Genomic DNA, 21,018 nt, shown 5'->3' with positions numbered 1-21,018 from the left:
TTTGCGTGGAATCCCAAAAATCGAAATGTTCACGAGCACATCGTCTTAGCGGAACTCAGGACGGAAAAATTGCGATACGGCCGATGACAGTTTGAGTAATGGCCCATATGCTCGTCCGGATTTCTACATCTTAAAGAAGATATAATTGGCGAGGCCGACTTAACGTGATCTCCGTTTATTGTGTTCTGCGGTCCGGCGGCGAGTACAAGGCCGAGCACGTGTTGCGCCTATATGCGCAGGTGATGAGACATCTTCCGGACGCCGATTTTCGCTGTCTCTGCGATATCGAAGTCGGCGGCGTCAAAACTGTGCCGCTGGCATATGACTGGCCGGGCTGGTGGTCGAAGATGGAGCTATTTCGGCCCGAGATATCTGGCGATATTCTCTTCATGGATCTCGACACCTCGATTGTCGGAAACCTTACCGATATCGCTTCGGTCCGTCGGCTTGCCTTGATGCGCGATATCTATCGCCCGGACGGTCTGCAATCATCGATCATGTATCTGCCTAAGGCGGAACGCGCGCGGATTTGGGCCGAATGGTCCAATCGGCCGCAGCATTGGATGGATCTTTATCGAAAGGGTGGCGACCAGGCGTTTCTCGAGCGCTTTTGGCTGGATCGCGCCAAGCGGTGGCAGGATTTCCTGCCCGGTCAGATCGTCTCGTGGAAATCGCATGTGAGGCAAGCGCTTTACGATGATGAGCGCGGGAATGGGTCAATCCCCTCCGGCGCCCGCGTGGTGATTTTCCACGGCAAGCCCCGCCCCTGGGATATCGGATGGTAGGTTGCAATCAACCCACTATATCGAGCAACAAACCCGGTCTCGGCGTCGATTATTCGCAAAACACAATGCTCTTGAAGGGACTCGAACCGCCGACCTCGTCGTTTAGTCGAAGTGCTCGCCCAGAATCTCCCTGTGTGGGCAGCTGCTTGCCTTCGGGGGATGGCCGATATGGGACCGTTTATGCTCTGGCGGGTTTCGGGCGCGCCGGGGTGGCTTGCAGACATTCCTTTATTGGGCCGCAGTGTTCGGCATTATGATGATCGCTGCTTGTGCTGGGCCCCCATGCAATAGTGCCGCAAAAAGGGCCGACGGGAGGCCTCGTGCGAATCGCAGCGCAATCGACTACAGGGCAATCATGCGCTGCTCTAATAAATGACAGGGCTCGCGTGGTAGGCTAGACTTTGCGAGGAGGAGATCTGACCCGGTCGGCTTCGACCCTCTTGAAGGACGGCCATTCGATGTCCCGCTTTCCAAGCTTCCAATATGCGCCGAGCGAGACGCGCCAAATTCTTCGGGATCGCTTCTCGCGCAAGCTCCGCGTTTCGTGGCAGGATCGCTATCTCGACCCGAATCTTGCCTACACGCCCGACGTCGTGGCCCTGCGTCTCCTTCAGAAGATGACGATATCGCCGGCCTCGGCCTGGCCCGCCGTCGAGGCCGCCTACGGCTTGGACGGGGTTTGTCCAGACGAAGCGGCCACTCTACCAGACCTTGTGTCGTCCGGCGGTGCGCGCGTGGTCTGGGGAAGAGTCAAAATCTCGCGGGACATCGCGGTCAGGGCGCTACGCGCGCCCAACGGCGAGATGGACGCCCTGAAGGCGCTCGTGAAAGGCATCCACGGCCAGACGTTCGGGTTCGACACGGATGTAGGGGCGGACTCCGAGTTGCGTGCTCTGTCCGAAGATATTGTTGCGGGCCAACTAGATCCGCATCGCCTTGTCGTGCGCAGTCCGGCCTGGATCGCCGAACGGCTTTGGGAACCTGTTCGCAGCCAAGCGAACTCAGTCGAGGTCGCGTTGCGCCACTGGATCGATCTCTGGGGCGTGCTTCAATATCCCGACATCGTCCCCGAGCGGGCATGGGGGCCGGGTGACGCCGCCACGTTTCGAGAGGCAGCGCTTGGCTTGATCGGATCAGAACCGGCGCTGGCTGGCTGGATCGAAACTCGTGACCTCTATGTCCGGCAAGCGGCGTTCGCCCACAACACCACGGCCGCCAACGCCGAGTCGCGTATCCCGGCGCCGCCGAGCACGGCCGTCTACCGCGCGCTTTGGCTGGAAGGCCAGGCCGTTGAAGCCAGCGCCTATGGATCACTGGACGACTGCGACGCCCTGTTCGGATTAGCGCGGGTGCTCCTCGCCGACGTCGATGCGCAGAACAACGCCAAGGCCCCGCACCCCCTGGCCGCCGCGCTGTTCGACCTCGCGCTTGACCGGTCCGAACTCTTCAATGCCGTGCTGCATCAGGCCCGTAGCCATCCGCGGCTGCTCGCCGACCTTGTGCTGCATCCGCCCACGGCCGCACTCGCCTGTCTCTTGATCGCCCAGTGGCGTCATCCAGGCGGCGCCTGGGAACGGTCCCTCACCGAGGCGGATCATCAGGTTGGACAGGCCGACACCTTCGCCGATGGCGTCGCGATTTTAGGGGAACACCTGCGGCGCGACGCAATCCCCGTGGGCGAGGCTGCGGCGCTGCTGACTTGGTTGCATCGCCGCGCCGGGCCCGAGTTTGTCGATGACGTCGCCGGGGCGGACGTGCTAATGGCGAGCCTGCGCCGGGAGTTGGCGATTTGCCCCGCGCCCGTTCTGTTGGCCATAACGGGGTTTCTGCGGGGACCGGCTCTGGACCAGGGATTAGGCGCGCCGGAATTCGCCGCAGTCCTGGACCTTTGCGACCTCGGGAACCTGACGGACGACGTTGATCCCGAGGGAGTGATCGCCGCCTATGAGAGCGCCTTGCAGGCCGGCCACTACAGTCTGTCGGCTTACCGCGTGGGCGCCGCTGGCGCGGCGGCCTTGGCCCGCCTGAGCGAGCGAACCGACGATCTGAGAAAGCGCTTCCTCTATCCCTTGCACCTTCGCGCTCGTCTGGCCGCCGCTCCGCTGGACCACAATCCGTTCACGCTCGCCGATGCTCTCGGCCGGTGCGTCCGCGCTCATATCCGCATCCTGTGCCGCGCAATCGTCGGCGGTCCCCGCGACGCAACCAGCGACCTCTTGGAAGCGCTGGTCGACGCTGTTCGGTCCGGTGCGCTGGAGCATAAGGAAAAGGGGCGGGTCGCGGCTTTCGCGCCGAGCTTTGAAAGCACGTTGATCCGCACGCCACGCGATCGCCCGCTGTCGGGCGACCTGACGGCGGCTCTTGGGCGCCTGAACCCCGCGGCGCAGGTCGCCCTGCTGGACGCGATCCTGGAAACCGACGAGCCTCTGATCCTCGCGCAGATCTTGCCGAACGTGCCGCCGAACCTCCGCGCGCGCGTCGAGCAGCGGATCGCAGCACTGGCGCCTGACGCCGCCGCCGAGATTCGATCTTTGCCCGAGATGCACGCCCGCATCGATCAGCTGCTGACCATCGGGGCGGCCGACGCCGCGGCGAGTTACATGGCCGCCGAAGAGAACCTGAAGACGTGGGGCAAACCTGCCGGCCGGGAACTGACTCGCTTTCGCAATGAGCTGCGGCTGGCGTTTCTGAAGCAAGATTGGGACGCGATCACGCAAGCGCCGCGACCGGCCTTCACCGCCCAGCTGGCACAGGAATCAGCCCTCGAAACCTTGCAGCAATTTCGCGGCCTCGTGGCGCTGGTAGGGCCCAACTCCGACCCAGCGGTGGCGAAGGCGGTGTTCGCCAATCTCTTCTCGAAACGGAAATCCCTGATCTTCGCCACCAACTGGTTCGTTGCGGCCATCAGCGAACTCTTGGTCGACGACAGCTTCAGTCTCTTAGCGGGTCCCGACGTCCGGCTCGGTCGCCAGGTGCTCGCCGAGCTCGACCGCATGGTCGCCTTGTTGCCGAAGGGGCCAACCGACGAAGTCCTGGAGTGCAATCGCGCGCAGTTGCTGCTGGCGCTGGGCGAACCCGGCCAGGCCTTGGCGACGCTATCCGGCGTGCCGCTGACGCGTCTTCACGCCGTCGCCGCCGCCTATCGCGCCGTCGCCTTTGCCCGCTTGGGTCAGCCGGCTGAAGCCACGGCGGCCTTGGACGGCGCCGAGTTTCGGTTCGGCGCGACGCCCATCCTCGCCGCGGCGCGGGCGCACATCGCTAGCGGGGCGGCGTTCCTCGCCTTGCCCGAGGTCTCCGCTTACGGCAACCTCGTGGACAATGTCGGGTCGGCGATCGCGCGTTTCCGGCTGATGGGCCCGCAACAGCAGGCCCGGGTGCTTCGTCCGCAGTCGGACGCCTTCGAGACGCTGCTGATCGACTATGTGCGTCGGGCGGCCGACGCGGTCGTGTCCCTGGTCCCCATGATGAAGGGCGTCGATATCGACGCCATTGAAGACGATCTGAACGGCTTCGTGCAGCATCTGTTGGCGGCGCGCGTCCAATTCCTCGGCTGGTCGGTAAACGACCAGTCGAAGGGAGGCTATAGCGCGAACGCCAACGCCGGCGAGCGCGACATCATCCTCACCAGCGGCAGCACCATCCTGACGATCATCGAAGCGCTCAAATGCAAGAGCGCGCTGACCCAGGACGTCGTGAGGGCGGACCTGGAAAGCCACTTCCAGAAACTGTTGGGCTACGGCAGCCCACGGATCTTCTTCCACCTGACCTACGCCTATATCGACGTTGGCGAGGTCATAGCCTTCCTCGGGACAGCGGCCGAGACGGCATGCCCGCCGGGCTTCAAATATCTCGGCCAAGAGAAGATTCGCCATGAAGACTCACAGCCGCCGGGCTTTGTTGCCCGCTATGACGCCGACTTCGGCGAGGTGAAGGTGGTTTTTCTAGTGCTAAACATGGGCCAACACCGCCAGCGCAATGCTGGGATCACAGCGGGGAAGACGAAGGCCCGGAAGGCGATCAAGGGAGCAGGGAAAAACATTGCGGTGAAGTCAAGCTAGTGGCTCAAGCGGCCGTCGGACACGACCAGACGGCGAACATGAATGGATTACGGCTTTCAGGATCGCCGATTGATGCCGCGAACGGCGACAATAGCGCAAAGCAGTCGTTCTGCCCTTTGCTGCGACGCTGTCTTTTAAACACCGACACACCACCGACAAGATCAAATCTTTTGATGTGAAAGGAGCCGAACCGACGATCCTATTGTTGCAAAAAGCTATCCGTTTAAATTACTTCAATAGCGAACGTCGGCTTTGGCTGTGTGGAATGACCGCTTTATGGCCGTCAGGCGACCAACTGCGTTCGGCCGCGTAACGGCTGTAGCAGACCTTTGAGGGCGGTCTATTAATGCCCGCCGCTCAATAGATAAGCGGAAATTAGACCGTCTTGTAGATTCATTCCTGATGTTCTTGCCTTAATCAATGACCGAGCACATTGTCCCTTCAGTCCTTGGGGAGCGATGCGCAAGCTGGCGATTCTACCGACGACGTCGGTGTTTTTGACTCCGTCTTTTTCACAGTCGGGCATCACGAGCGTCTTGGCGGCTCTTCCATCTCTCACTTCATCGATAAGGCGCTTCATGCGCTCCTCTCCAAGACCAGCCAACCTCCGATAGGGGGTTTTCTCAGAATTATCTTGTTAAGGCTGCCACTTCTTCTAGCCTCATGATGCCGATTTAGCTAAGCTTCGTTGGGGCATTCGGGGAGATTTTATGGGCAGCGTGGCAAGTGTTGAGCGCGCGGAGTATATAGAAGAACTGCAAGCGCTCGACACTAAACGGCAATTGATCGTGCGTCTCGCTTCTCATAGGTTTGGACTGCCTTTTCGCTGGCAACGCGAAGCCAAGCGAGCTGAATTCAACCCAGCCCGCCTAAAGTCAATGTTGTGCAGGGGGGCTGAATGAGGCAGTCGTCGAGAAAAATGCGACGCCGCAAAGGCCTGCCACCTCAACGACAGCTGCGTGACCGTGCTTCACCGGGAACGTTGCCAAACAAGCTTCCCCTGATCCACGTCACCGCCACCGCACTTGCGAGAGAAATCGTTGAAAGCGGTAAATTCGAAGTCCATCATTGCAAAATATTCAACAAGGACTTGATCTACTTCTTTGTGTTGAGACCGGCGTACAAGAGAAAAGATGGAGACGCAAAGTCCGATCTGATCAATCGCTTCCCTTTCGTTTTCATTGTTGCTCCAAACGCTGTTACTCCCTACCATGTGTATCCGTTAGATACTGGCGGAGCCGACGCTGGAGTATTTGCCGACCAGGCTGACGAGTTCGTTTGTCTCGAAGATTACGAACTTCATGCGACTCATGCCGCAGCGGCTGGGCAGATCGGTTGGGCGTTCGGGTCACTTGAAGCGTATTTCGACGGCGACCTTCGAGCCGATCTGGTTAGTGACGTGCCCGCCCACGAAACTGTGACACTCAGCTATCACGCCATAGCTGGCATGGCTCGGAGCGGCAGCAATCAGCCGGACAAGCGTGCCTCGGCGATCGAAATTGCAACGTCGCGCAACGTTCCGCTAAAGGGTAACGTAATGCTGGCCATTGTCCCCGATCGGTATCTCGAAGACAACGGCACCAAAAACTCCTCATTCATAAAGCAGCTGAATGATCGTCACATTGAATGGGAGACCTATATATGGCAACCTAATACGACGCCCAACGAATTTCAGGAAGAAATTGCGCGGATCGCGCGTGCCTACTTTAAGAAAAAGGGGCTGATGTCATGACCGGTGACGGAATAACGGACCTGCTGCTAACTGGCTACCTGCCGCTGCGGACACAGGGTCTTGCCCTGCCTTGTTATGCATCTGGGCCGAATTCTAATGTTTGGTATTGCGCAGTCTGCTCCATTGATGGCGACCATTCTGGGACGATCATTTCATTCGAGCCATTCGAGGCCGACGGAATAATTCGATTGGAAGCGGAAGCATCGCGATCGGTTTCGGTGGGTGACCCATGGCACGATGTTCTCCTCTGGAACAAGGAAGTCTATGTGGGAGCGCCGGCAGTCATAATCGCACAGTTCGCACAAGTGATGGATCAGATCGCTGAGGACATACCCTTGGCATTGCTCGACCTGGCCATGGCAACCGACAGGCTAGACCGCCGGCAGCTGGCCAACGGCGCTTATGGTTACGTCAGAGCGAACTGGGGTGAACGACAAGCAGACCGCTGGCAATCCGACAATTTTGTGCGTGGCCATCTCGTCATCGAAGCCAGAAGGCTTGCAGTGGGCGCTGGCCTTAAGGACGTTGGCTCAATCCGAGAGCTTGCCGTGGATCGTATCAACGGCACACTCGTCGTCACGATGCCGGATGTGCTTTCTAAGCGCTTTATTGAGCACGGCATTCTGAAGCTGTTTACAGCCCAAGCTGCACGGCTTTCGGACGAGACCGGCATATCACTGCAGTTTCTTACTGCCAGCGAAACGGCAGTAAGATCAAAACCGGGACGCGTTTCCGAGTATGTGCCAAACCACAAGAAGGTTTATCACAGGGATGTTTTTCGACAAAGATAGCGCCTTGGAGTCAACAACCACGGCATGTATTCCTTTTGAACGTGAGAACTGGGGATGCCGCAGTACGAAGGTTGATCCTTTTTCGGCGTCCATCCTTTGCCCCTTGCAGACGATCAGCGCCTCTACTCCTGGGCATAAGTCAGACGTAGAATCGGTGGCGTCGCCTTAACCGGCTGGTTTGAATCGACTTGATAATCGGGCTGTCATGACCGAAGCCCCGCATGCCCACTTCAGACGCCACCGGTTTCCTGCTGAGATCATTGCCCATGCGGTGTGGCTGTATTATCGGTTCCCGCTGAGCCTGCGCGACGTCGAAGATCTGTTGGCGGAGCGCGGCATTGTCGTCACGTTTCAGACCGTCGCGGAATGGGCGGCGAAATTCGGCTTAAAGTTCGCTCATCAGCTCCGGCGCCGCTCACGAGGCCACTTTGCCGATAAGTGGCAGCTCGATGAGATGGTGGTGACGATCAAGGGAAAGAAATACTGGCTGTGGCGCGCCGTCGATGCAAACGGTTATGTCCTCGATGCCCTGCTGCAAAGCAGAAGGAACAAGGCAGCGGCGCTGCGTCTGATGCGCAAGCTGCTCAAGGGCCAGGCTACCACCCCGCGGGTGCTGGTGACTGACAAGCTGCATTCGTATTCGGCCGCGAAGGCCGAGTTGATGCCGGGCGTAGAGCATCGATCGCACAAGGGATTGAACAACCGTGCCGAAAATTCTCATCTGCCGCTACGGCGCCGAGAGCGGCGAATGATGTGCTTTAAGTCAGCGCGACAATGTCAACGTTTCGTCTCGGTCCATGGCCAGGTCGCCAACCTCTTTCAGCTTCATCGGAAACATCTCTCTGCCACCGATCATCGCCAGCTCCGCACCATCGCCGTCACCACCTGGCGTGAAATCGCATTGTCGGTTGACGCCTGAAATTCGGCCTGCAAGAACTCACGACGTACGCGATCGGTTAAGGCGACGCCACCGTTTCAGCAACTCTTGGGGAGTGCCCTTCACTTGCCGAAGCCGAATGTCTTGCGCAAACTTTTATCGACTGCGTTCGCCGGCATGAATCTGCGCAAGCGGCTGAGAAGCGTCGCGTTGCCGCCCGCCGGCCGGCGCATGCGGTACGGGCCGTTGATGGCCGCCAGGATTTTCGCGGCCACGACCTGTGGTGAGGGCGCTGACTTGATCTGCGCCTGAAGTGTCTCGATGGTCGCATAGGCCTGCTTTTCATAGGCGCCCAGGGGGGCCTCGGTATGGGCCGCGTTGACGTCGAGCTTCGTGTTGGTGAAGGTGGGTTCGAGCAGCACGACCCTGACGTTGAACTCGCGGATTTCGTGGTCCAGCGACTCCGACAGCCCCTCAAGCGCATGCTTGCTGCTGGCATAGAGTCCCATGAATGGCGCTGGCAGGAAGCCCAAGACCGAGCTGACATTGATGATGAGGCCGCTACGGGCGGCTCGCATGGATGGCAGAGCGGCACGTATCATGCGCAATGGGCCGAACACGTTGGTATCGAAGACTCTTTGAGCTTCCGCAGTCGAGGTATTCTCGACGGGGCCGATCAGCGAAACGCCGGCATTGTTGATCAAAACGTCGATCTTACCTGCTTCAGACAGAACCCATTCCACAAAGTTCGCAACCGATGTGTCGTCGTTGACGTCAACGGTTCCGAAGTGCACGCCTGGGATTGAATTGGTGCGGTTCGGGTTGCGAACGCCACCAAACACCCTGAAGCCGTTTTGTGCGAGAAGGCGGGCAGCGGCCTCGCCTATTCCGGATGATGCGCCGGTGATTACGACGACTTTCTGATTGGACATGCATGCTCCTGAGCTTTGTGCGAACAAGTGCTAGGAAGCTTTCAGCGGAATCGGATTTTTTGTTCCTTTGTCCGGTGGGAATTCCGCGTTTTGCTTCGCACGAGATTCTGTTAGAGTTCGATTGCAATCTAACGTGATTTTGGATGTCGATCAACATATAAATTGAGACTGCGGCTGTTTCGAAGCATTTTCATCCAGATGACGCGCTTGGGTGTGCGAGGTTCGCATGCAACGACTGGAGATGCGTGGCAGGACTTCCCCTCAGTCGATTGATGACAGCCGCAGCATTGCCAATGTGCTCAGTGCCACCAAGCCGGTGCGTTCGCAGCCGCGACCCATGCGGCACGCTATGATGAACGATTGACGATCGAGCCGAGGAGGAGAAGTTCCTTGCCTGACACTGCGCTGATGAACGGTTTCGAGTTTGTGACGGGCCTTCCGAAGGGTATCTTCCCTCGCCCCCGCCGATGGCAGATCTGCTGCCGTTCACACTTCTTCCACCCGAGGACAGTCATGTTGAGCTTCTCGCCGAGCCCGAGGCACGTTTTCTCAATATGATGAATACAGTCCACGGCGGATGGATCATGACGATGCTCGACACCTCCATGTCGCTTGCCGCGCAAACAACGTTGATGCCCGGCGAAATCTGCCCTTCGCAAGAAACCTCTGTTAAATTCATACGTCCAATTTCTGCCGACTGCGGCGAATTGAGGATCACCGGAAAGGTGATCTCTCGCGGTCGGACGGTCATCACGTTAGAGGGCAGGATAGAAAGCCCTCAAGACAAACTCCATGCACATGGGACGTCAACCTGCCTGATCGTTCGACCCGGACCGTGAAGGTCGAGTAGCTGGCTTCGAACAAGATCTATGCGCTTATCATCACCTCGGAAGCTTCGGTGCTTTGCAAGTCGGATTTGCCGAGAGCTCGCATGATGAAGCGGATTTGCGCATGCACGGCTTCAGCAATGCCCTCTCCCTCCTGAACACGTTGTTCAACCAAAACCGGATGGAAGAACGGCAGGAATGCGGTGATCACTCCCCTTGTGGCATGGTCGGCATCTTCCACCAGGAGTTCGCCCGATCGTAGACCCTGACGGATAATCTCTTCCAGGATCGCCCGAATTTGCTCACCATACGCATTCATCGGTGCCCAATTTTCGTTCATGGCAGCGACAAACAACTCGTGCATGGGTCTTTCTTCGATCATCGTCCGCTTGCTGTAACGATGAAGGACGTTCAAAAGTTCAACGAGCTTTTTGCTGGCTACCGCGTCTGTCCGTGCGATAGAAAAAGCAATTTCAGTCTGCGCCTTCAAGACACGCTCGCACACAGCATTGTCGATCGCGGCCCTTGTAGGAAAGAAGCGGTACACGTTCGCGCGACTTGTACCCAGGCCAGACGCTATGTCAGCAATCGTTGTTTTGCGATGACCGATACGCCGAATGTGTTTTTCCGCAATATCCAGGATCCGGTTACGTGTTTGCTCTAAAATTGCGTCGCTGGCATCTGGGGAATGAGACCCCCCTTCCTCGGATTCCGGTTCCTGTCGATCGGACGCCCAATAGGCGTCCGACACCGTCGATGCTGAATCCCTCGTTTTCTCCTTCGCGCTGGAAGCGGTCACGTCAGTACACATCCGAAACATGATCTCACTCCGCAGCCATAGCGCGTTGCAGTTCGGGAGCCTTTTGCTCTGGATGATGTGCTTCTCCCTTCGTCGGCTTGATGCGGAACCAAGTTGCGTAGAGAGCAGGAAGGAACAGCAGGATCATTACGGTCCCGACCGCCGTACCGCCGATCAGCGTGTAGGCCATCGACCCCCAGAACACCGAATGGGTGAGAGGAATGAAGGCAAGAACGGCCGCAAGGGCTGTCAGCATGACCGGGCGGGTCCGCTGCACCGTCGCCTCGATGACGGCGTGATAGTCGTCGAGACCGGCTGCCTTGTTCTCCTTGATCTGCTCGGTCAGGATCAAAGTATTGCGCATAAGGATTCCCGCCAGCCCGATCAATCCGAGAATGGCGTTGAAGCCGAACGGCTGATGGAAGAGGAGCAGCACCGGAACCACGCCCGCAAGGCCTAGCGGTCCCGTCAGCATGACCATGGTCATGGTCGACAGGCTGCGGACCTGCAGGACAATGACGATCAGCATAGCTGCAATCATCGCCGGGAAGATCTGGACGAGGGCGACGTTAGCCTTCAAGGACTCCTCGATGTTTCCTCCCATCTCGATACGGTAGCCGGCTGGAAGCGACGCGATCAGCGGCTGAAGCGCCTTCAGAATCTGCTGCGAAACTTCCGGGGGCTGCGTTGCCTCGTTGATGTCGGAGCGGACGGTAATGACAGGCGTTCGATCGCGTCTTTTCAGGATTGGTTCTTCAAACCGAATTTCCGAGTGCCCGATCTGATCGAGCGGAACCTGCCGGCCACCGCGGCTCATCAGCGAGAAGTCTGCGAGTCTAGAAGGATCGAGGCGGCTTTCACCGGCGCTGCGGGCGATGACAGGCACGGTGCGAATATTCTCGCGAACCTGCGTGATCGGAATTCCGCTCAGCAACAATTGCAACTGCTGGGCCGCCTCCGCCGACGATAGACCGATCAGATTGAGCCGATCCTGGTCTGGGACGAAGCGCAGCACAGGTGTGCGGTTGCCCCAGTCACGGTTTGCCTGGCGGACATCCGGTACAGTCTTCATGATTTCCAAAGCCTTTTCGGAAATCTGGTACAGTTGCTGAGGATCCGGACCCATAACACGGAATTCGACAGGAAACGGCGTGTAAGGGCCGAATACGAGCTGCGTGACGCGGACATAGGCTTCGGGAGCGAGGCCATCCGACACAGCGCTCCGGAGACGTTGCTTCAGGGCTTCGCGGGCTTCGGCATCAGGTGTCAGCACGACGATCTTGGCGAAGGAAGGATCCGGCAATTCCGGCGCCATGGCGAAGAAGAAGCGAGGAGCGCCCTGCCCCACATAGCTCGTGACAGTCTTTGCCTCCGGCTGCTTCTGCAGCCATCCCTCAAGCTTCTCAACCGTCGCCGTCGTCGTCTCAATGCTGGTGCCCTCGGGCAAGCGGACCTCGACCAGTACTTCGGGGCGGTCCGACGTCGGGAAGAACTGCTGCTTGACGGCGCCCATACCAACGACGGACACACCCATGGTGATGCCGACCACCGCACAGGTGACGAACTTGTGCCGCACGGCAAACTCGATCATTCCCCGAAGGCGGCGATAATTTGGCGTGTCGTAGATCGCGTGATGGCCACCGTCGACCGGCTTGATCGCCGGCAGCATCTTGACGCCAAGATAGGGCGTGAAGACCACGGCGACGATCCAGGAGACGATGAGGGCAAAACCCACGACCCAGAAGATGTTGCCGGCATATTCGCCGGCGGTCGAGCGCGCGAAGCCGACCGGCATCAGCCCGATGATCGTCACGAGCGTGCCGGACAGCATGGGCGCGGCCGTATGACTCCAGGCATAGGCGGCCGCCTTGATGCGATCCATCCCCTCTTCCATCTTCACAACCATCACCTCGATGGCGATGATGGCGTCGTCGACCAGAAGGCCGAGTGCGAGAATAAGGGCGCCAAGCGTGATGCGATCGAAGAACCGCCCAGTCTCCAGCATGATGAGGAAGACGACGGCAAGCGTCAGCGGAACGGCAAGGGCAACGACGATGCCGACGCGCCACCCGAGGCTGATAAGGCTCACGAACAGCACGACGCCAAGCGCCATGGCGAATTTCAGCATGAACTCGCCGACGGCTTCCTGGATGTTGACGGCCTGGTCGCTGACCTTCGCGAGCGTCATGCCGAGCGGCAAGATCTGTGCGATCGCATCGGATCTTTCTTCCAGTGCCTTGCCGAGTTCCAGACCGTTCCAGCCCTGCTGCATCACCACTCCAAGCATAATGGCCGGTTCGCCATTGTGACGGATGAGATAGGTGGCCGGATCTTCATAGCCGCGGCGAATCTCTGCAAAATCCGAGAGCTTCAGCGTGCGCCCGCCTGCGACGATGGGCGTGTCGGCGATCGCCTGTATGCTGTCGTAAGCGCCATCGAAGCGGATGAAAACCTGTGGGCCGCGCGTGTCAATCGATCCCGCTGGCGTCACGGTATTCTGCCGCTGCAACGCGGCAGCTATGTCCTGCGCAGAAATGCCAAGGGTAGCCAGTTTGGCAAAGGAGAATTCAACGAAGATCTGCTCGGGGCGCTCTCCGAGAATGTTGATCTTCTTGACGCCGGGCACATGCAGAAGGTCCTGGCGGATCACCTCTGCCTGACGCACAAGGTCGCGCATCGGCATGCCCTTCGCCTTTAGCGCATAAAGACCGAAGCTGACGTCGGAATACTCGTCGTTGACAAAGGGACCAAGAACGCCTTGGGGCAGGTTTCGCGCCTCGTCTCCAAGCTTCTTTCGTGCCTGATAGAACTCCTCCTCCACCGCTGTGGGCGGTGTACTGTCCTTCAGCGTGACGGTCAGAAAAGCGTATCCCGGTCGCGTGGTCGTCTCGACGCGATCATACCATGTCAGTTCCTGGAGGCGCTTCTCAAGAGGCTCGGCGACAAGATCCTGCATCTCGCGCGCTGTCGCGCCTGGCCACACGGCTGTCACGGTCAGCGTCTTGATGGTAAACGAGGGATCCTCCGCCCGTCCGAGCTTGGCGAAGGCATAGACGCCGGCGGCGGCAAGCAGAATGATGAAGAACAGCGTAACGGCTCTCTCGCGAACCGCAAGCGCGGATAGATTGAAGCTCATTGATTGGTCGCCTCTGCTTGTTCTGTCGTGGTCCGGACGCTGGCGCCGTCCTGCAGGAGATGCGCTCCGAGCGCGACGATCGGCTCGCCCGCCTTGAGGCTCGAAACCACCGCGACCTCCTCACCCATCTTCTCGATCTTTACTTGCCGGAAGTGGACAGTCGACGTTTTTTGGTCAAAGACCCACACTCCAGTTCGGCTGCCGTCGTCAAAGACAGCACCGACTGGCACCACCGCATGCGCCAGACCGGTGTCGTTGGAGATTTTGATGGTGACTGTCGCGCCGAGTGGGGCCGAGGCTGCGGTGCCATCCAGAACCCAGCGTGCTTCATAGGTGCGGGTTTGCGGGTCGGCGGCATCCGAGATTTGCCGGAGCCGCGCCTTGTCTTGCCGGCTCTCGCTTCCATAGATGCTCGCCTCGGCCTCGTCCCCAATCTGCGGCCGAGTGGATTCCGGTAGCCAGACCAGTGCCTCACGAGGCCCGGCCTGGGCGAGCCGGATGACTGTCTGCCCAGCCGCGACAACTTGGCCCGGCTCCCCAAGCGTTTCGACGACAGTGCCATCGGTATCAGCCATCAGCAGTGAGTAAGTCGCCGCGTTTTCGGCGACCCTCGCATCGGCTTCCGCCGCCGCGAGTTGCGCGGTTGCCGTGTCCAACGCAGCCTTTGCTTGCTCGTAACGCTGCGGAGAAGCGGCCGCCAACCCGTTTTTCACCAAGGCGGCGTAGCGTCTCTCGTCAGCTTGCGCCTGGGTCCGGACGGCTTGAGCCGCCGCGACCGCGTTGCGTTTGGCGGCAAGCGCCAGATTAAGATCGGTCTCGTCAATGCGCATCAAGGGCTGACCCGCCTTGACCTGCTGGCCGACGTCAACGTAGCGCTCAATGATCTTGCCGGGCACCCGAAATCCCAGATTACTTTGCACGCGAGCGGCAATGGTACCGGTGAAGGTGCGCACAGTGGTACCCGGCCTCTTTGCATCCACCACACTGACGAGCGGCGGCACGACGCGGGGGTCTGCGGCTTGCGCTCTTCCTTCCGAAGATTCGGCAAGGAGAACGAACGCCGTGGCGCCAGCGGCCACCAATATGCCCACGGAGGCGAGGAGAATTTTGCGGTTCATGTCATTTGACCCTTGTTGACGGGTGCAGTGGTTAATTTAGATTGCGATCTAACTCTAAATGTGTTATAGATGTCAAGTGAAATCTAAATGGAGATCGATATGAGAGTCAGTCGGGCTCAGGCAGAGGCAAATCGCGAAGCGGTGATCGACGCGGCAAGCCGGCTCTTCCGAGAGCATGGATTCGATGGGATCGGGCTGAAGGACCTAATGAAGGGCGCCGGCCTCACGCAGGGTGCGTTCTACAAGCAGTTCGCGTCGAAGGACGATCTTGCCGCGCTTGCATCAAGGCGCGCGCTGGAAAGCGCCACGAGACGATGGTCAACCGCAGCCGCAGACGCCTCCGATCCCCTGGAAGCTGTCATGGCATTCTATCTCTCCAAGGATCACAGAGGAGAGAAGGCGGAAGGTTGCCCCCTGGTGGCGCTCGGAGCGGATGCGGCTCGGCAAAGCGAAGACGTCAGGCGTCCATTTGAGGATGGTATTCGCGCTCACTTCGAGGTGCTGGATGAACTGATGGGTGACGCCAACAGCGCAAGTCCAAGCGACAAGGCGATGGCGATACTGTCTCTGATGGTGGGGTCCGTCATGCTATCCCGCATCATCGATGACGAGAGCCTGTCGCAAGGTGTGCTCGACGCAGCCAGTGGCGAAGTCAGGCGCATTGCGCATCGCGACGATGTTGCCTGAGAGCCATGTCGGGCTCCAGGCCCCCGACGCCGACATGGGCCGAGATGTGGCTGCCGCTTGATTAGGTCTTTGAGTAAGCTGCATGTTTGGAGAGCAGGCCCTGACCCATTGTCGGTCGGGACGCCGATTGCAAGCCAATTTTTAATGCGAAGACAGGTGGAAAGCAGATGCGTCGCATCGTTGTCACAGGTATGGGAGCTGTCAGCCCCCTTGGAGCAAATGTCGATATTTCCTGGTCGCGCCTTCTCGCGGGCCAAAGCGGTATTCGGCGACTGGATAACGATGTGGTCGGGGACCTGCCCGCGAAAGTAGGAGGCGTGGTCCCCTCACTGGACGAAGACCCTGAAGGAGGCTTCGATCCGGATACGATCATGCCGCCAAAGGATCAACGCAAGGTCGACCGGTTCATCATTTTCGCGCTGGCAGCCGCAGAAGAGGCGCTAACGCAAGCGAACTGGAAGCCGGCGTCGAATGAAGACAAGCTCAGAACAGCGACGATCATCGCGTCCGGCATCGGTGGCTTCCCTGCAATAACCGAGGCCGTCCGCACCGTCGATCAACGCGGGGTGCGCCGCCTCTCGCCCTTCACGATTCCGTCCTTCCTCGTCAATCTCGCAGCCGGGCAAGTCTCAATCCGCCATGGCTTCAAAGGCCCTCTCGGCGCCCCCGTGACGGCGTGCGCAGCTGGCGTTCAGGCCATCGGTGATGCCGCCCGGCTCATTCGATCCAATGAGGCCGACATTGCCATCTGCGGCGGAACCGAGGCCTGCATAAACATCGTCAGCCTTGGCGGCTTCGCCGCGGCAAGATCGCTGTCAACCGGCTTCAACGAAACGCCGAGCAAGGCGTCGCGTCCCTTCGACACCTCGCGCGACGGCTTCGTCATGGGCGAAGGAGCGGGCATACTCGTGATCGAAGCACTGAGCCACGCTCTTGCTCGCGGTGCCACCCCGATTGCCGAACTCGTCGGATACGGCACGACAGCCGACGCCCACCACATCACCTCCGGTCCCGAAGACGGAAGCGGAGCGCGCAGAGCAATGGAGCTTGCGATCGCGCAAGCCGGCGTCGCCCCTCATGACGTGCGTCATCTGAACGCGCACGCCACCTCGACACCGGTGGGAGATCTTGGAGAAATCAGAGCTATCAAGGGTCTATTTGGCGACGGAAAGTCTATCGCCGTCAGTGGAACGAAGTCGGCAACAGGACACCTGCTCGGCGCGGCCGGAGGGCTGGAAGCCATCTTCACCATTTTGGCTCTCAAGGGCCAGGTGGCGCCACCGACCCTGAATTTGAGTATTCCAGACCCGGAGGCGGCCGGAATCGATTTCGTCGCAAATGAAGCACGCCGCATCGACGCCGAATACGCGATATCCAACGGCTTCGGTTTTGGCGGCGTTAACGCCAGCGCACTTTTTCGGCGCTGGCCGACGGAAGGTCGCCGGACGTCGTTCATTGGCTGATGGTTCATCACGACCTTAGCGGCATCATGAGACCATTATATTTGCCCCAAGAGCTGACCTTCCATGAAACCAACGGAGGTTACTATCCAGAACATAACGCACCTCAAGCCAAGGATCGCCATCGTTAGCGGCGGTGGCGGCGGAGGTAGTGCTGTCAACAATATGATCACACAGAATCTGGCGGGGGTCGAATTCATCGTTGCAAACACCGATGCCCAGGCTCTGTCGATGTCAAGGGCACGGCGGCTTGTCCAGCTTGGCTTGTCTCGTCTTGCCGGACAGCCGATCAACGATGACGGTGACCGTGTCGCCGGCGTAGTCGACGAACAGCTTGTCGCCGGCCGCATGATCCTGCCGCATCGTCACCGGCAGCTTCAGCGCCCAGCCGCGGTAAAGGTCACAGTACCGACTATAGCGATATCCATCGGGATGACGGCTGATGTATTCGTCCCAGAGGATCTGCAACGTCACATGCTTGCGCTTCAGCTCGCGATGGACGTGTGCCCAGTCCGGCTCAGGGGCGCGACGATGCCCCGTCTTCGTCCCGGCCGCTTTATAAAGCGCCGCCTCCAGCACTGCATCGCTGACGTCGTCACCCAGAGGCCACGACAGCCCGGCTACCGCCGCACGCCGTAGCGTCTCGCGCACCGTCGAGGGCGCAGTTCCAACCCGCACCGCAATCGACTTGTGGCCAAGTCCTTGCTCAAAGCGATATCTCAATATCTCGCGGACACGCCGCATCTCCAATCTCTCCGCAGGCATCCCGTTCGTTCCTCATCAAAGTCGAAGGAAGAAACTTCACACCAGCAGAACACCCACGCCAGATGCCGTCCAACGGGGGCGGCATCATCTCGGAATCAGGGGGCGACTATTTCTCGGAATTGGGGGGCGACATCATTTCGGAATTAGGGGGCGGATTACCTCGGAATTTGCAGACTGTTGCTTCGCGGCCCAGAAATCAAGGAACGCGCGTAGTTTAGGCAGGAGTGTGGCTTGCTTTGGGAAATACATGAAAAAGCCGGGAATTGTTGGCATGAACCGCTCGAGGCACGGTTCAAGCAATCCTTGCCTGACCAAGGGTTCGACGACCGAGGCGACAGTGTAGGTAAGCCCCACGCCGGAGGCTGCCGCCGACACGCATAGTAGTGCACCATTGACGGTCAGAGGCCCCTTTACAGCGATCTCAAACACTCGAGGCTTTTTATTGCGGCCGGGTTCCATGAAGGACCAGCGATAAAGCCCACCGCTGGTCTGCCGGATATTGATGCACGCATGTCCAGTCAAATCTTCCGGCCGTTGCGGTTTATTGCGGCGGGCGAAGTAGGAGGGCGCGCCGACAACAGTGAGAGCAACGGGCGGTGTTAGCCGCACGGCGACCATGTCCTGCTGGATCATCTCGCCGATGCGTATCCCGGCATCATATCTCTCTGCAACGATATCGACGAAACGATCCTCGACCGTTAGCTCCAGCTCGATCTCCGGATAAGTTTCCGCGAACTCCGCAAGGATTGGTTCCAGGAGAGGCTGGGCTACGAACGGAAGGTTCAAACGCAACAATCCCGTCGGACGTGACCCGGTGGTCTGCGCGGCTTCGAAAGCGGCGTCGACCTGCTCAACGCTGACGCGGGCATGTTCAAGAAACAGCATGCCTGCCTCCGTGAGACCGACCGCGCGGGTGGTGCGGGTAAACAAGGGGGTGCCGACACGCGCTTCGAGTTGCTTGATTGTCCATGAGATCCCAGCCGTTGTTATACCGAGCTCCTTGGCTGCTGCGGTGAAGCTTCGCCTCTCTGCCACGCGGGTAAAGGCAAGGATTCCGTCGAGAAGGTCAGCGTGCATTGTCAAGCCTGACTTGAAAGGCAGTGAAAATATGAGCGTATTGTCAATGAAACTATCGTGGTGGAAAATGAAAAACAAGATCAACGCTGGAGAGATCATTGGCACGCTTAGCAATAACCCGTCGAGACCTGGGCATTCTTGTGGGCGTTCTGGCGATGCTCTCCCCCATAGGAGTGGCTATGTCACAGACCCTGAACGCACCCAACGGCGCAAAACCCCTGACCGTGAGTTTCTCAAGCGGCGATGGCTACGTTGTCGGCCAACTATACCTCCCGGAAGGTTATGACTATACCAAGCGCTACCCCGCCGTGGCGATCGGTGGCTCGTTCAACTCCGTCAAGGAACAGATGGGTGGCATATACGGCGCAGAGATGGCCCGACGTGGCATCATGGCGCTCGCCATCGACTATCGCAACTACGGCCAGAGCAGCGGTATCATGCGCCAATATGAGGATGCCGACAGCAAGGCCGATGATCTTCTTGCCGCTCTCGCTTACCTGAAGAAACGCACCGACGTTTCGGGCACTGGTCTGCTTGGGATCTGCTCCTCGGCTGGCTCGGTACTTTATGCAGCATCCAAGGACCCGAGTGTTGGTGCGGTGGCAACGGTTGCAGGGTCCTTTTTCGAACCGTCCATCACATCGATGATCTATGGCGCCGATGACGGTGTCGCCAAGAAGAAGGAAGCTGGTCGCAAGGCCCGCGAGCGCTTCGAGAAGACCGGCGAACTTGAATTCATTCCGGCCTATCACTACACCGATCAAGCTGCCGCCAATGTTGGTCCCATGGACTATTACATGGACCCAAGCCGTGGCGGAGTGCCTGAATGGCGCAATGCGATGGCCGTAATGTCGTGGGCCAACGTTCTGGATTTCAACTCGGTCGAGAAAGCATCGAGTGTGAAGTCACCGACGCTCATCGTACACTCTGACGGTTCTGCGTTTCCGGATCAGGCGCGAAAAGTCTACGATCAACTGGCGGGACCGAAGGACTTATATTGGGCCACGGGAAATCATTTCGACTTCTACGATCAGGCTCCGCAGGTGACGGATGCGGCCGACCACGTGGCCGAGCACTTCATGGCAACCTTGAAGTAAATGCCATCTGCATTCGATGTCTGGCGCGCACGTCGCGCCGGACATTCTCTTCCTTTGGAAGGAGAGGCTTAACATGAAGGTGATGATCTTTGGCGCTACCGGATTGATGGGTCAGGGTGTTCTGCGAGAATGCCTCGGTGCCGGAGACGTCGAACAGATCCTGTCCGTAAGCCGGACGTCGGCCGGAGAGATGAACCCTCGTTTGAGGGAATTGCTCTTATCCGACCTCTTCACGCTAGCCGAATATGAGGATCAACTCAGCGGGTACGATGCCTGCTTTTTCTCATTGGGGGTTTCGTCGGTCGGTATGGATGAAGCGACCTACACCCGTTTGACCTTCGACCTCACACTGTCCATCGCCACCCTGCTGGCATCCCTCAATCCGCAGATGACCTTCATCTACGTCTCCGGCGTGGGAACCGACGCCAGCGGGCGGAGCATGTGGGCGCGCGTCAAGGGGCGCACCGAAAACGCCCTTGCGAAACTGCCGTTCAAGACTGTCCATCTGTTCAGACCGGCAGGCGTTCTTCCGGTCCACGGCGAGCGATCGAAGGTCGCGCATTATAACTGGCTGTATGATGCCACGGGCTGGTTCTTCCGGCCGTTGCGCGGCCTGATGAACGGCTACGTCGTGACAACTGAGGAAATCGGTACCGCGATGCTCAACGTCGCCCGCATGGGCTGGAAGACAACCGTCCTAGAGCCTGCTGCTTTCATACGGAAGCATATCCTGAGTTTGTGAGATAGTTTGCGCATTCGGCTGGCGAGAAGCAGTCGAGCATTTCACCAGCCTTGCGCCATGTCGCTTCGACTGTGCGAGGTTGTTCTCTCCTGATCAGGTGCTTGAGCTTCGCAAAGACTTGCTCGATGGGATTGA

The 21,018-nt window shown here is 59.0% G+C and carries 16 protein-coding genes and 1 pseudogene; 10 read left to right on the top strand and 7 right to left on the bottom strand.

Annotated features, from left to right (window positions below; genetic code table 11):
* Positions 1 to 242: 242 nt before the first annotated feature.
* Both HGP12_RS29665 and HGP12_RS29660 read left to right on the top strand, forming a co-directional pair.
* Positions 243 to 785, top strand: coding sequence for a hypothetical protein (locus HGP12_RS29665; protein ID WP_246703588.1), 543 nt, complete (start codon positions 243 to 245; stop codon positions 783 to 785).
* Positions 786 to 1,243: 458 nt separating this feature from the next.
* Positions 1,244 to 4,843 (top strand): hypothetical protein, encoded by a 3,600-nt coding sequence (locus tag HGP12_RS29660; RefSeq protein WP_168880016.1) that lies wholly within the window; start codon positions 1,244 to 1,246, stop codon positions 4,841 to 4,843.
* A gap of 343 nt (positions 4,844 to 5,186) precedes the next feature.
* On the opposite strand, the gene HGP12_RS29655 is transcribed toward HGP12_RS29660, so the two are convergent.
* Complete coding sequence (locus tag HGP12_RS29655) at positions 5,187 to 5,423, bottom strand: hypothetical protein (RefSeq protein ID WP_168880015.1); 237 nt, start codon at positions 5,421 to 5,423, stop codon at positions 5,187 to 5,189.
* 318 nt (positions 5,424 to 5,741) lie between these two features.
* Here HGP12_RS29655 and HGP12_RS29650 point away from each other — a divergent pair, with 318 nt between their 5' ends.
* The 3 genes from HGP12_RS29650 to HGP12_RS29640 all read left to right on the top strand — a co-directional run bounded on the left by HGP12_RS29650 (position 5,742) and on the right by HGP12_RS29640 (position 8,285).
* Positions 5,742 to 6,575 carry a hypothetical protein gene (locus HGP12_RS29650; RefSeq protein WP_168880014.1) on the top strand — a complete coding sequence of 278 codons (834 nt, stop codon included), beginning with the start codon at positions 5,742 to 5,744 and terminating at the stop codon, positions 6,573 to 6,575.
* Positions 6,572 to 7,366, top strand: a complete 795-nt coding sequence (locus tag HGP12_RS29645) for a hypothetical protein (protein ID WP_168880013.1) — start codon at positions 6,572 to 6,574, stop codon at positions 7,364 to 7,366. Before HGP12_RS29650 ends, HGP12_RS29645 begins: the two co-directional genes overlap by 4 nt.
* 205 nt (positions 7,367 to 7,571) lie before the next feature.
* The gene (locus HGP12_RS29640) at positions 7,572 to 8,285 is read left to right on the top strand and encodes an IS6 family transposase (RefSeq protein WP_168880012.1); all 714 of its coding nucleotides are present in this window, start codon (positions 7,572 to 7,574) and stop codon (positions 8,283 to 8,285) included.
* Between the two features lie 80 nt (positions 8,286 to 8,365).
* Here HGP12_RS29640 and HGP12_RS29635 read toward each other — a convergent pair whose 3' ends face one another.
* Positions 8,366 to 9,175, bottom strand: a complete 810-nt coding sequence (locus HGP12_RS29635) for an oxidoreductase (protein ID WP_168880011.1) — start codon at positions 9,173 to 9,175, stop codon at positions 8,366 to 8,368.
* Positions 9,176 to 9,642: 467 nt separating this feature from the next.
* Here HGP12_RS29635 and HGP12_RS29630 point away from each other — a divergent pair, with 467 nt between their 5' ends.
* The gene (locus HGP12_RS29630) at positions 9,643 to 10,014 is read left to right on the top strand and encodes a PaaI family thioesterase (protein WP_168880010.1); all 372 of its coding nucleotides are present in this window, start codon (positions 9,643 to 9,645) and stop codon (positions 10,012 to 10,014) included.
* Positions 10,015 to 10,042: 28 nt separating this feature from the next.
* On the opposite strand, the gene HGP12_RS29625 is transcribed toward HGP12_RS29630, so the two are convergent.
* Genes HGP12_RS29625 through HGP12_RS29615 form a run of 3 tightly spaced genes read right to left on the bottom strand, consistent with a single transcriptional unit; the run spans position 10,043 to position 15,055 of the window.
* Positions 10,043 to 10,801 carry a TetR/AcrR family transcriptional regulator gene (locus HGP12_RS29625; RefSeq protein WP_312862954.1) on the bottom strand — a complete coding sequence of 253 codons (759 nt, stop codon included), beginning with the start codon at positions 10,799 to 10,801 and terminating at the stop codon, positions 10,043 to 10,045.
* 25 nt (positions 10,802 to 10,826) lie between these two features.
* Positions 10,827 to 13,937, bottom strand: a complete 3,111-nt coding sequence (locus HGP12_RS29620) for an efflux RND transporter permease subunit (RefSeq protein ID WP_168880008.1) — start codon at positions 13,935 to 13,937, stop codon at positions 10,827 to 10,829.
* Positions 13,934 to 15,055, bottom strand: a complete 1,122-nt coding sequence (locus tag HGP12_RS29615; protein ID WP_168880007.1) for an efflux RND transporter periplasmic adaptor subunit — start codon at positions 15,053 to 15,055, stop codon at positions 13,934 to 13,936. Before HGP12_RS29615 ends, HGP12_RS29620 begins: the two co-directional genes overlap by 4 nt.
* A gap of 99 nt (positions 15,056 to 15,154) precedes the next feature.
* Here HGP12_RS29615 and HGP12_RS29610 point away from each other — a divergent pair, with 99 nt between their 5' ends.
* Together HGP12_RS29610 and fabF are read left to right on the top strand one after the other, a co-directional pair.
* Entirely contained in the window at positions 15,155 to 15,742 is a 588-nt protein-coding gene (locus tag HGP12_RS29610) for a TetR/AcrR family transcriptional regulator (RefSeq protein ID WP_168843556.1), read from the top strand.
* A 167-nt stretch (positions 15,743 to 15,909) separates the two neighbouring features.
* Entirely contained in the window at positions 15,910 to 17,205 is a 1,296-nt protein-coding gene (gene fabF, locus HGP12_RS29605; protein WP_168880006.1) for a beta-ketoacyl-ACP synthase II, read from the top strand.
* Between the two features lie 252 nt (positions 17,206 to 17,457).
* Here the strand turns inward: fabF and HGP12_RS29600 are convergent.
* Both HGP12_RS29600 and HGP12_RS29595 read right to left on the bottom strand, forming a co-directional pair.
* Positions 17,458 to 17,946, bottom strand: a pseudogene (locus HGP12_RS29600) (sigma factor-like helix-turn-helix DNA-binding protein); the annotation flags it as partial.
* 153 nt (positions 17,947 to 18,099) lie between these two features.
* On the bottom strand, positions 18,100 to 19,143 hold the full coding sequence (locus tag HGP12_RS29595) for a LysR family transcriptional regulator (protein ID WP_246703587.1): 1,044 nt from the start codon (positions 19,141 to 19,143) through the stop codon (positions 18,100 to 18,102).
* Positions 19,144 to 19,223: 80 nt separating this feature from the next.
* On the opposite strand from HGP12_RS29595, the gene HGP12_RS29590 reads away from it, so the two are divergent.
* The gene (locus HGP12_RS29590; RefSeq protein WP_246703586.1) at positions 19,224 to 20,141 is read left to right on the top strand and encodes an alpha/beta hydrolase; all 918 of its coding nucleotides are present in this window, start codon (positions 19,224 to 19,226) and stop codon (positions 20,139 to 20,141) included.
* A 73-nt stretch (positions 20,142 to 20,214) separates the two neighbouring features.
* Positions 20,215 to 20,883, top strand: coding sequence for an epimerase (locus HGP12_RS29585; RefSeq protein WP_168880005.1), 669 nt, complete (start codon positions 20,215 to 20,217; stop codon positions 20,881 to 20,883).
* The last annotated feature ends 135 nt before the right edge of the window (positions 20,884 to 21,018 follow it).

This window comes from Rhizobium sp. P28RR-XV (genome assembly GCF_012641385.1).
GTDB lineage: Bacteria > Pseudomonadota > Alphaproteobacteria > Rhizobiales > Rhizobiaceae > Rhizobium.
The sequence above is the reverse complement of the archived record's forward strand: the minus strand, read 5'-3'. Positions and strand labels throughout refer to the sequence as shown.